Below are 13,186 nucleotides of genomic sequence, written 5' to 3' on the forward strand. Positions count from 1 at the left end.
CTATTATAACTCTTTTGTTAAGAAGAACTTTATCAATATTTATTTTTAGTTAAATTCATTTTTTTTGATTAATTTTACATTTAATTGTTATATGATATTTTTGTAATATTTTTTTAGGTTTAAAATTTTTACTATTTTTGCTTATTAGTTCCTTAAATTTGTAATAATTACATATGACTAATATAAAAACAAAGTATCTGAATCTATGCTTAATATTAATTTTATTACAGCAGGGAATAATTTTAACTAATGAATACAAAGCTGATGTTTTCATAGACTTAAATCATGATTATGTTCCTGTCTCCCCTATGGTTCATGGTGCATTTATCGAAACAGTGCATGATTTTGTAAGTGGTAATCTTGGATTTGCAGCACAGGAGCTTAGAAATCGTGGATTTGATATGAATTATTACGAATTTGGTGTATCAAGATTCTGGTGGAGATATATCGAATCAAAAGAAGCAGATTATTATCTAAACCGAAATGATATGTATAATAAGAATGGGGTTTATTCTCAGGCAATATCCAACAGCAATGAAGGAGTAAATGTCGGGATTTTTCAGGATACATATTTTTCAGATGCCGGTTCTAAGTTTTATATTTATATGAAATCCGATAGCCGGATTGAAGTCAATTTTATGATTAAATCTCTTATCAAAGCTGACAGTATAATTTTCACTTCGCCACTCGGAATCACAGAAAATGAATGGAAAAAATTTGAAGTAGAAATCCCTGCCGGTATGAATATTTACAAAAGCAGACTTGTAGTATTTTTTAGTGATAAAGGGACTCTGCTTATTGATGAAGCCTCACTATTACCAAATGACCATGTCAATCAGGTTCGACGCGAATATTTTGATTTGTATTCATTATGGAGACCGGGCATTATTAGATATCCCGGTGGCACAGTAGCAGACGAAGAAGCAGCCAGATGGTTTTTTGGAATCGGTGATATTGACCAAAGGCAGTCTCCAAATTTATACACCGGTGAAGAACAGAGATGGGAAGTTGGAGTTAACGAATTTGTAGATTTTTGCAAAACAATTGGAGCTGAACCACAATTTGTTACCAATATGCTGCTCGGCTCGCCGAAAGAATCCGCTGATTTGGTGGAATATCTGAATTCTGACACTAGCACTTATTGGGGTAAGAAGCGAGCTGAAGATGGTAATCCGGAGCCTTACGGTGCAAAGTATTTCGAGATAGGTAACGAACAATGGCATTCTGCATATTTCAATGCTTCTCAATTTCGCAACCATGCAAAAGAAATGATTAAAGTTGACCCAAATATTCATCTGATTTTTGGTGGAAATCTGTGGGATTATTCAAATTTTTTCAATATAAGCGTTGACATCGCCGGAGATTATTTCAGTTCTTACGGCTGGCACTACCTGCATTTTGTTGATACTTTGAATCTACCGGATATTGAAGTTTATAAAGCTATTGTAGCAGGCTATCAGGGACATCAAATGTTTATAAATATGTTTCGCGACTGGCGAAGTGCAAAAAATCGTGAAGATATGAAACTCTCTTTAACTGAAATTTGGACTGCATATTACGGTATAAATTGGTTTTTTACAGAAAGATTGAAAAGCTTTGAAAGCGGATTGTGGACAGCAGACCACGCACTTCAGACTTTAGAAAATTACGATATAATTGATATTGTCAATCACACATCCAATTCCGGATTTTTCGAAAGAGGTTACGATAAAAACGGGAAGCGGCAAATTTTGGGAAGTCCGTCATTCTATGCTTTAGCAATGATTTCCCGTCACAGTGGGAAGTATTATCACAAATCATTTGCAAAATCACCTGTTTTCAATGCTGAGCATCCAAACCTACCATGGGCTGAGTATAATGTCCCATGGCTGAGGGTTGTTGTAAGTTCAGATGAGGACTCATTGTATCTGGCAGTAATTAATAAACATCCTGATGAAGACTGCATATTCAATCACAATTTAGGGATTGTATCAGGAAAAAAAGTGATGCATTATGAGCTTCACACGAATCACTTTAAAGATAGAAATCTGATTGACAGTGATGAGCCAATTTTGCCAAAAAATTATGAAATTGATGTCAGTAATGAATTTAAAGTCAAACGAAATTCCATAAATATTTTCGTGATTCCAAAGGTGGTAATTTCAGATGTGATATTGCAGGATTTCAGTTTAAAAGTTTACCCGAACCCTGCTTATGATAAACTCTTTTTACAAAATGTCCCTGATTCAGCCATTAGTATAGGAATCTATGACTTACTCGGTAACCGGATTAGAGAAATAACCAATATCAGCAGAAGAGATTTTGATATAAGTTTGAATGGACTTGCATCGGGATTTTATATACTTCGAATGAATCTTCCACTTGAAAAAGTTACAAGAACATTCTTGAAATATTAATTTTTAATAAATTTGATTGATTGGTCTGATATTTTGATGAAATAAATACCTTTAGATAATTTCGATAAATCTAATTTGATTTTATTATCAAATACTTCATTATTAATCTGGTATAGATTTCCAAGAAAATCTATTATTTCAAAAGGTGTATTTGCATCAATATTTTCTATAATCAAATATTCGTCAGCCGGATTAGGATATAACCTTATGGCATTGTAAGGTAATTCTGTAATTGACGTGAAATTTTGAACATCAGGAAATACTTTTAATTTTGGATTAAGTATTCTCCAGCCGGATTTTCCAAGCCCGTTATCAGTTCTGAGATTAAAAGCAATTTCGGAAATTTTTTCCTGAAATTCACTTAAAACCATAGTTTGTGGATAATGATAAGATGAAAAGTTGCCATGAAATCCCCACAAATTCTCATCTTGTACTCCCCCACTCCTACCACTTCCACGAACTGTAAAGTCATCTTTGATATTTTTTATTCCACTAAATTCATCAGTAATATAAACAAGCCCTAAATCAAAGTTTGCTTCGATGTCAAATTTATGATGAAATCTTAGAATATATCTGTTATAGCTCTGCAAATTTCCTATTCCAAATCGAGCATAAGAATTTTGATTTGATTTGTATTTTACATTTTCATTACTAAGGAGAATTTTATCATCGTTAGTATCGATTACATTCCATTCACCATCAAAAACCATATAATCAATTGAATCGCTGCTCAATAATTCATATTCATAATATTTATAAACAATTTGCTCAAATTCTATAGCTTTGGGAAAACCAAAATCACAAATAAGTTTAAATCTTGCAGCCCTGCCATTCTCAATACCATTTGGCAAAATTTGGAAAAGAAATTCTTTGACCTCATTTAATTCCAAATTTATATTGGAAAAAGAGCTATTCAAAATAATCAAACTGTCCGAGAAAGATTCCAATTTTAAATTCGCAGAAACAATTTCTTTCAAACCAATATTCTGAATTTTTAACGATAAATAGAAATCATCTTCAATATTGATAATATCTTTGTCATATAGAGCAATATTATTATCGGCTGAAAACAATATATTATCGTAAAAAGGAATTAATTTTTCTGAGTCGGCAAGAATTTTATTAAAAGGTGCCCAAAAACCATCAATCGCCCTGCCAATTTCAAGTGTCATAGCAAATACTTTATTGAATCTGTCATCACCTATATACATAAAATCATCTGAGGTACCACGATATGGAAACCTTATAACATCAACATCCAAACCGAAAATATATCCGGTGTTATTGTAATTATCATGAAGGAATGATTTATACCAAGCTGAATCTTGACTATTTGCCGTAAGATAAGAAAAAGGATGCACTACACAATCGCCATATGTATGTATATTAACTGCTATTTTAATATTATGACTTCGCATAAAATCTCTTACTGCACGGGTTTCCGGCTCTGAAAAAGGCGATTCACCTCTGTAAGTTTCGAGATTGCCACGCGATGAGGAGCCGTTGTTTGGAGCATCCCATGCATAATCAGGACCATAATTTCGATTTAAGTCAACACCGACAGAGCCATCTGAATTAATCCTTCTATTTTTTCTCCACATACCTCCACCTCCGGGATATGTAGTATCATTAAAAATTACACCATCAGGATTAATTACGGGAATTACGAAAATTTCCTTATTTTCAAGGATAAACTTAGATTTATAGTTATTATTATCATAACCATCAAGCAAATGCCATAAATAATAAATCAGCGAAAAAGCACTTCCCGGCTCATTTCCATGATGAAGTGATGTATATAATACTTGAGTTTGAGAAATTTCTGAAAATGAAAACTTATAGCTGTAAATAATATTATTTTCAATAGAATGACCGATACTATCTTTAAAAATATGATGAGGATATTTTGCAATCATTTTATCAAATTCATCATAAATTTCTTTACAGGTAAAATATCCCTGCAAGGAGCCGGGACTGAAGCTCTCAGGTATTTCTAAATATATAACGGGAGATATTTCATAATCTTGTACAAAAGCTGAATGTGTAAATGTTGAGTAAAAAAATATAATAAATATCAAAATGCTTGATTTTGGAAAAGAAATATTTGCTTTTAAAGAGTCAAGATTCATTTAAATAACTATGAGTATTAATACTCTCTTCTGAATGGTACAAACCAAGTTTCACCAATACTTAAGTCAAATCCGAATCTACCAAAATATTCATTAACAAGTCTTGTATCATTCGCTGTCCGGTAACCAAGGGTGAAAGAGAAATCCAAAAGCAAAGTACCTTGAAATGGAAACTGCATACCGATCGAAGCGATATACTCGGCAACTTGATTATCCAAAACTCTATAATATAATTGATTATAACCTACACCGAATTTGTATGAAACTCTATCTGAAAAATCTGCATTTAGTGAAGGATTACCAATACGATTAACTCCTAATGATGCCATATAAGCATTTGTAAATTCAGTTTGTGAACCGGGATTAAAATCGAAATTTGCGAAATTTTGCATAGAGAAATCAGCGCCAACTATGAAGTTTCCACTGCTATAAGAGGCACCCACCCCAAAAAGTGGCGGTATTGAAAAGTCCATATCCGATGTCATAGTTGTATCCGGTATTGTTGGTGAGCGAAACTGAGTTTCCCTTTGCAGACTTAAACCCGGCTGAGCCTCGTAAGATATACCCAAAATTAAGCTCTTTACAGGTTCAAAAAAAGCCCCAGCTTTTGCACCCCAGCCATTAACGAAGTCGCTTCTTCGGGTTGTATATTTAAACGAATAGAAATCATTATCAAATTCTGTTTCCCGAAGGCTTTCAACAACACCAAAAGAAGCATGCACAGAGCCACCAATTCCAAACCAATCAGTAATTTTAGTTGAGGCACCGAAGTAAGCTAATGAAATGCCTCCTTTCCCCTGATATGTAGTAGTTCCGTTCATGTCAAGTCCCATTTCCTGAATCTGGGTTCTGGTAGCAGTCAGGTAGTTAATATTGCTGTAAGGAACAATTCCAAGACTTGCTGCCGTACTTGTTGCCGAATCAACTGCAAAAATAGCAGAGAAACCTGAAATAGTACCGTTATTATGCCAAATTGTGCTTTCCTCTGTGGAAGCTACATTTTGATTAAATTTGTATCCTGCTTGTAATCTTGTATTTGTAACAAAACTCCACATCGCAGGATTTCTTAAATTTATCGAATTTTCAGCTGGGAAAGCAATTTGAGTACCTGCAAGTCCGGTATAAGATGCATTGCCTCCGTAATTGATGTCTCCGACACCCAGAATCGAAAAATTTGAACCACCTTGCGACAGAATAATCAGAGGAGATAAAAACAGTAAAATTGCAATACCAAAAGATAATTTTAATTTCATTTCCCGGGCTCCAGATAAGCAGGATTAAGAGAGTAAATTATTTTTAAAGTTGGGCGTTTGGATTCATCGGGTTCATCAAGTCCGAAAAAAGTAAGCCTTTCAAGCTCTCGGGACTGATTTTCAATTGCATAGGGAGTCAATTCTAATGTGAATTTGCCACTGAACTTATTGATATATTGAAATATCGATGTCAGACTTGGAAAAATGTACTTATTTGTACCAGCTTGTCTGAATCCAGTATAATTGAAAAAATTACTTTTCTGTTCATCAATATAATAGCCCATTTCTATCACGGAATCAAGGGGTACATTACCGGCACGAGAATTTTCAGGGTCTAAAGTTAATTCGAACTGTACTTTATGAAATCCGGAATATTTGGGGATCATTGTGATATCAAAATCAAATTTAGTCCAATAATTCAAACCATTCTGGATTACCACTTTTTCTGTGTCGGGTATAGATGATTTTAAATATGAAACATCAATGCCGGAAACCAGATTCAGGTATTTTGTTGTATCAGCTTGGGCATCCTTATACTTAACAACTACTGTTGATGATAATAATTTTGCAGGAGCTGCTGCTTCAAATCTATGAATGACATTAGTGTTTGGTTTAGGAATAAATGCAAGCCCCCAATTGGGAATTCTTTTTGGAACCATTGATTGTGAAGTTGAATCGAAAACTGTTTCTGTTTTGAGCCATTCGATAATCAGATCATGTGGTAGTTCAATTTTGATAGGGTCAATAGTATCAGCAAGCTGAATATTACCTTCCCACTGACCTATTTTTTGAGTTGAGAAGTAATTTGCAGGACTAACCATGACTGAATCATAAGTTGTTGATTCAGGAGTCCAGCGTCTTATTACCTGATAAATATCAAAACCGAAACTTCCTCCGAGAGTATCACCATAAGCATATCTGTCAGGATACAAGGTAAGTTCAGCCGATTCAATTAAATCAACTGTAATATTGCCAAGAGTATCAGGTAAATAAGCAAAATTAATAAGGCTTATAGCTTCCATATCCTCAAATTTTCCTATGAAAACTGAGCCATTGTTAAAAATTGGTAACTTCGGTGAATAAACAGATTTACCAGTAATAATCATAGTGTCAAGTGAACTTAAGAAACTTACTGCTACTGTATCAGGTAGAAGATTTATTGCCAAATCACTTGGTTTGTCATTGCAAGAAATCAAGCTTACAAATAAAACTGTCGCAATAACTAATGAAAAAATCCGATTTATCATATAAAATTTTTACTCTTTCATTATTGTTCTGTAAATATTGTCGTATTCCTTTGCTCCTCCAGACCAGCTGAAATCTTTATCCAAAGCATTTCGGATAATTCTTTTGAAATCTGTCTTGTTACTGTACAAATTGACAGCTCTTGAAATTGCATCAGAAAAATCTTTTTTATCATAATTTGTAAAGACGATTGAATTACCAGTTTGGGTAGCATCATTGTAATTTTCTGTAGAATCCTTCATTCCTCCTGTATGACGCACAATTGGAATAGTACCGTATTTCATGGAATACATTACATTTAACCCACAAGGCTCATACATTGAAGGCAACATCAAGAAATCAGCTCCCGCTTCAATTTGATGAGATAAGTCTTCGTCAAAAGCGAAAACCGCTTTGAATTTTTCCGGATATTTTTTCTCAATTTCCGCAAGTTGTATTTTGAGCTCATTATCACCCTGCCCAAGAAGTAGAATCTGCAAATCATTATTTAGAATTTTTTCAGCTGTTTCTATTAGTAGAGAAACACCCTTTTGATACCCAATTCTTGGTATAAATCCGAGGAGGGGCTTTTCCGGGGCAACAGGAAGTCCAAACTGCCGTTGCAGAAATACTTTGTTTGAAATTTTGAAATCATCAAAATCATCTTCTAATTTTTGGTGAATCAGTTTATCTCTCCGTGGATTCCAAATGTAATCGTCAATTCCATTGAGGATACCTTTGAAATAACCGACTTTACTTTTCAATACATAATTAAGTTCGTTTCCATAAGTTGTATCATCTAATAATTCATTTGCATAACTTGGACTTACTGTTGTGATATAATTTGATAATTCTAAGCCGCCTTTAAGAAAATTCATCATATCTTTATGAATAAAAACTTCCTTCAATTCGTTGCTGAGTTCTGTTTTTAAGAGTTCTTCCAAGGGAAATACACCCTGTCTATAAAAATTATGTATTGTGAAAACTACTTTGGTTTTGTTAAATTTACCGGCATAATTGTTCTTCATAAAGGCAGGTATTAGTGCAGTTTGCCAGTCATTACAATGAATTATGTCAGGGATCCACTTTAGTCTTACACAAGTTTCAAGAGCGCTTTTAGCAAAAAATATAAATCTCTCGGCATTATCAGGATATGCAGACCAATTAATCGGGTCGTGGTAAATACCTTTTCGTTGTTCAAAATAATCCTGATTAGATGAGAAATAGACTTGTACTTTATTCTTTTTTGATATGATTGTAGCCGATTTTATATTAGCTAATTCAGTTTTGTCACCAACAGCAATTTCTACATCTCTAAGTCGGCTTACATTATGAATTTTGCTTCGTCGCTCGTTCAGAACCCCATATTTTGGACATATAACCCTTATATCATGCTGAAGTTCGCGTATGGCAAGAGGTAATGAATGCGACACATCAGCAATGCCACTTTCTTTTGCGAAAGGATATACTTCGCTTGAAACGAATAATACTTTGAAACTCTTTGCCATTATTTAAAAAATCATAAATACAAAATTATAGAATTACAAAAATAAGCAAATTCAGACAATTTCATTCATTATAATAAAATTTAACTCAATTTTTTATTTGAAAAGTGTACTAAATTACATAATTAGACTTTGCTAAAAAATAATTAGTTTAATTAATTATTTTTTTTTATTTTTACAGTTATTCTTATGTTAAATATTAAACAGGTTATATTATGTCAATAGCTTCTGAATTTAAAACTTTCATTTCGAGAGGAAATGTTGTTGATTTAGCTGTAGGTGTTGTTATAGGAGGCGCATTCGGAAAAATAGTGAGTTCGCTTGTATCTGATGTAATTATGCCGCCGGTCGGTTTGATTTTAGGTGGTATGGATTTCAGTCAAATGTCACTTGTGATTAAGGAGGCGGTCGGAGATACCGCTGCGGTTACCATTAATTATGGAATGTTCGTACAAAATATTGTTGATTTTCTGATAGTTGCAGCTTCTATATTCTTATTTGTAAAAGGCATTAATAAAATGAAAAAAAAGGAAGATGCCGCTCCAGCTGAGCCTCCTCCACCACCAAAACAAGAATTGCTTCTTGAAGAAATTCGCGATTTACTCAAAAAATAAGTGTTTATAAGAATTTAAAAATCCCCTTCACAATATTTCAATTGTAAAGGGGATTTCATTTAAATATAACTTTAAATCCGGATGATTAGCTTTTAGAGTCTTTCAAAACGAGCCTGGAAGAATCTCAAATACTTAGGTTCGTAAACCATTCTCAATCCTTTTGCTTTATCTCGATGGTTATATAACTCTTCAACCCAATAAGCCACCACATCAAAATGTGCCTGAGTATAAACACGGCGTGGAATTGTTAATCTTACAAGTTCGAGTTTCGGTTTATGGTTTTCACCTGTCTTGATATCACGACCAGCTGAAACGATACCTCGCTCCATAGCACGAACACCTGATTCAACATATAAATCAGCAGCAAGTGTCTGTGCAGGGAATTCTTCTTGAGGTATCTGAGGATAAAATCTCTTTGCATCAAGGAATATAGCATGACCACCCACCGGCTTAATGAATGGAATATCAGCTTTTTCGAGTAATTTACCGAGATATTCAACCTGTCTTACACGAGATGCAATATTCTGGTCCTGAACAGATTCTTCAAGACCGATAGCCATAGCTTCCATATCGCGACCTGCAAGTCCGCCATAGGTATGCAAACCTTCGTAAACAACAACCATATTACGCAATTCTTCGAATAAATCCCAGTCATTGACTGCAACAAATCCACCGATATTAACAAGCAGGTCTTTCTTTCCGCTCATTGTAGCACCATCAGTGTATGAACACATTTCACGAAGAATATCTTCAACTGGAGTATTGGCATAACCTTCTTCTCTTTGCTGAATGAAGTAAGCGTTTTCGACACCACGTGTGGCATCAAGCATTACTTTGATACCGTGTTTGTGTGCAAGGTCTCTTACCTGTCGCATATTTTCCATAGATACAGGCTGTCCGCCAGCCATATTAACAGTAACAGCAAGACAGATATAAGGAATCTTATCGCCACCTACTTTATTTATCAAATCTTCAAATTTCTGAAGGTCAATATTACCTTTGAAAGGATGTAAGCTCTGTGAATCATGAGCTTCGTCAACAATAACATCAACAAAAGTAGCACCGGCTTTTTCCTGATGGAATCTTGTTGTTGTAAAGTACATGTTACCGGGAACGAAATCACCAGCTTTGATTGTTGCCTGTGAGAGCAAATGTTCGGCGCCACGTCCCTGATGAGTTGGAACTAAGTATTTGTAACCGTAATACTTCTGGACAGCAGCTTCAAGACGATAGAAATTCTTTGAGCCGGCATAAGCTTCATCGCCCATCATCATTCCTGCCCATTGAGCATCACTCATGGCATTCGTGCCGCTATCGGTCAGAAAATCAATATATACGTCTTCTGATTTGAGAAGGAAAGTATTATATCCTGCTTCGTGAATAGCTTTTTTGCGGTCTTCGGGACTCGTCATTTTAAGCGGTTCTACCACTTTTATTTTGTAAGGTTCTGCCCAAGGGATGTATTTTCCTGACATCATGTAATCCTTTTTTAAATTTTAAAATATGTAAAAATCTATTTATGACAAAAAATGAATAATCTTTTCAAAATTGTATTCATTAAACTTCTCAAATATAAATAATTATGCTATTTTTTACAAATATTTTGAATAAAATATAATAATTCCTTATTTTAGACATCATAAATTTTGTAATTTTGAAATTGGATTTTTATAATTTGAAAAATTTTACTAAATATTCATTTTTTTATATAATTTTGGTAATTGCTTCTTTTCTAACGAATGCCTGCAGCGAGACAACAAGGCAATACCGTGAAACAAGAATTAATTACGATTCACTTGCTGCGTCCATACCCAAAAGCGACACTTTGACGATACTTGAAAAGCAACAAAATGATACCAACTCAATCCTGAAATATTACATCTCGGTGATTTATCCTGAATTAATTCATTATGATAATGAAAAAGCTCAGAAAAAAGTCAACTTGGGAATATCCGGCAAATTGACCGAAATTATTGAAATGTTTGTTATGGATCAGGAGTTCATGTTTGCAGATACAACTGGAATGAATCTTCCTGAAGATTTTGATGAATTTGAATCAAGATATAGTTTTCTTGCAATAGATTATGAATTAATCAATAATTCACGCGATTTGATGAGTTTGATTTTAAATATAGAAAAATACATAGCTTTTGCTGCTCATCCGATTTCATACCATAAATCATTGAATTTCGATATGAGTAGCGGTGAAGAAATTGATTTATATAATTTCATATCCGTAAATGACTCTTTGTTTTTAGACAAGTTATCTGAAGTCAGTTTCAACAAAATTACCGCAATGAATTTGTCTGATTCTGTTTGGATTAGAAATGGGTTACTACCCCTTTGGGATAATTTTAAAAATTACAACATCACTCGCGACAGCTTATATCTTACATTTGATGTTTATCAAGTAGCTCCTTACGCAGTTGGTCCTGTCAGAGTTTCATATTCCTGGCAGGAGCTGATTGATTCGACCCGTAATCATGACGAAGACGTAATTATCGTCGAATAAAAAGCACTCATTTCAAACAAATCAAAGACCTGCACATTTTCTGCTGCAGCAAAGGGCTGAAGCCCTTTGTTGCAACTTTTGATTTTACTTTCAACTCAAGAACATTCAACATTTAACTATCTCACATCTTCACAAATTTCTCCACAATATTGCCAATACGGATGATATACACTCCCGCGGGAAGATGAGATACGTCAATTTTCTGTGTGGACAGGTCAAGCCCTATCCCTACAGATAAAACCTCTAATCCAAGCATATCAAATATCTGCACTTTATCAACCATAGGGTTAACCCTATGGTTGATTTCAGGGATAGAAATTGTAATATAATCACTTGCGGGATTGGGGAAAATCAAGCCGTTATAATCATTTGGAAATTCAGAATGGACATCTGTTGTTTTGTGGTATTTCATTGCAGAGTAAATGCCGTCATATATGGTTGATATTATTGGTAAATTACCCATAAAGGTTACTTGCTGAACGGTACGCGATGAACGGGTATTTGGGTCGGTTCTTGACTCATCAATCCAGGTATCACCTCCATCAGTTGTATAAAACTGTCGTCCATATTTTCCAACTACAACTCCTCGCTTATAATCTCTGAATGCAATTTGAAGGAATATTGCACCAACCTTCCCAGCGGATACTTCAAAATTATTTTGCCAGGTAAAACCACCATCAGTTGTTTTAAAAATTACAGATTTATATTTTGAACCCGTAGAATCAAACTCATTGCTACGATAACCAACACCCCAACCATTATTATTGTCATGAAAATAAAAAGAAGAAATATAATTAGTGGGTTCATTATCTTCTTTTAAATATGATAAAGTTGCAAGATTCCATGTCTTACCACCATCAGTAGTTCTGACTGTACCCGTTGTACGAATATATTCAGATTTTGATATTTGCTTTATGATTAGTACATTAGAGATAAAATTATCTTTATCAATAGCATAAACATTATTTGAAAAGTTATCACCATATCTTATAACAAATTCATCAGGTATATCTAAATCTAAAGTCGAATGTGTTTCGTAAGTTTTCCAACCATCCTTTGTTATAAAAAGATAGATATTCGTACTGGCTATACCGACATTTGTATCTGCCATACTTAATCCTCTTATATAATCCATTGGGTCTTTGTTGTGGTCAGGATTCAAGGGTTTCACTTTAATGGTATCAAAAGTTAATCCACCATCACTACTTTTTATGATTTCATATTTCTCTCTACCTATAAAAATATAATTCTTGTAAGGATTTGAAATTCTAAATGAAAATGGGGGAATTATACCTAATTCCCGGTCATTTTGATAAGAATCTGTTATTACTTTCCAGTTCTGCCCAAGTGTATCCGATTTAATGATAACAATGCTATTTAATCTTCTGCCCAAAACATAACATTCTGTTTCATTATATGAAGATATATCGTGTAATGAATAATTATTAGGATATGTTTGCATCCAATAGTATTGTTGAGAATACAAACTAACGTCTAACATACACATTAAAATAAATACGATCAACTTTTTCATTTTCTTTCTCCAAAGTAAC

Annotated in this window: 9 protein-coding genes; 3 read left to right on the forward strand and 6 right to left on the reverse strand. The window is 33.9% G+C overall.

The window, feature by feature from the left end:
- Positions 1–173: 173 nt before the first annotated feature.
- Positions 174–2,396, forward strand: a complete 2,223-nt coding sequence (locus KF896_04135) for a T9SS type A sorting domain-containing protein (GenBank protein MBX3042886.1) — start codon at positions 174–176, stop codon at positions 2,394–2,396.
- Here the strand turns inward: KF896_04135 and KF896_04140 are convergent.
- The 4 genes from KF896_04140 to KF896_04155 are packed head-to-tail and all read right to left on the reverse strand — an operon-like array spanning position 2,393 to position 8,510.
- Positions 2,393–4,525, reverse strand: coding sequence for a T9SS type A sorting domain-containing protein (locus tag KF896_04140; protein ID MBX3042887.1), 2,133 nt, complete (start codon positions 4,523–4,525; stop codon positions 2,393–2,395). The genes KF896_04135 and KF896_04140 overlap by 4 nt on opposite strands.
- Positions 4,526–4,542: 17 nt before the next feature.
- A complete protein-coding gene (locus KF896_04145) occupies positions 4,543–5,778 on the reverse strand; it encodes a hypothetical protein (protein ID MBX3042888.1) in 1,236 nt (411 codons plus the stop codon).
- Positions 5,775–7,025: a hypothetical protein gene (locus KF896_04150; protein MBX3042889.1), complete on the reverse strand. Its 1,251-nt coding sequence runs from the start codon at positions 7,023–7,025 to the stop codon at positions 5,775–5,777. The genes KF896_04145 and KF896_04150 overlap by 4 nt, the downstream gene beginning before the upstream one ends.
- A 9-nt stretch (positions 7,026–7,034) precedes the next feature.
- Positions 7,035–8,510 (reverse strand): glycogen synthase, encoded by a 1,476-nt coding sequence (locus tag KF896_04155; protein ID MBX3042890.1) that lies wholly within the window; start codon positions 8,508–8,510, stop codon positions 7,035–7,037.
- Positions 8,511–8,728: 218 nt separating this feature from the next.
- Here KF896_04155 and mscL point away from each other — a divergent pair, with 218 nt between their 5' ends.
- The gene (gene mscL / locus KF896_04160) at positions 8,729–9,121 is read left to right on the forward strand and encodes a large-conductance mechanosensitive channel protein MscL (GenBank protein ID MBX3042891.1); all 393 of its coding nucleotides are present in this window, start codon (positions 8,729–8,731) and stop codon (positions 9,119–9,121) included.
- Between the two features lie 92 nt (positions 9,122–9,213).
- Here mscL and KF896_04165 read toward each other — a convergent pair whose 3' ends face one another.
- Entirely contained in the window at positions 9,214–10,596 is a 1,383-nt protein-coding gene (locus KF896_04165; protein ID MBX3042892.1) for a tyrosine phenol-lyase, read from the reverse strand.
- A 200-nt stretch (positions 10,597–10,796) separates the two neighbouring features.
- Here KF896_04165 and KF896_04170 point away from each other — a divergent pair, with 200 nt between their 5' ends.
- Entirely contained in the window at positions 10,797–11,633 is an 837-nt protein-coding gene (locus KF896_04170) for a DUF3298 domain-containing protein (protein ID MBX3042893.1), read from the forward strand.
- A gap of 121 nt (positions 11,634–11,754) precedes the next feature.
- On the opposite strand, the gene KF896_04175 is transcribed toward KF896_04170, so the two are convergent.
- Complete coding sequence (locus tag KF896_04175; protein MBX3042894.1) at positions 11,755–13,167, reverse strand: T9SS type A sorting domain-containing protein; 1,413 nt, start codon at positions 13,165–13,167, stop codon at positions 11,755–11,757.
- Between the last annotated feature and the right edge of the window lie 19 nt (positions 13,168–13,186).

The organism is Ignavibacteriota bacterium, from assembly GCA_019637995.1.
Lineage (GTDB): Bacteria > Bacteroidota > Ignavibacteria > Kapaibacteriales > UBA2268 > JANJTB01.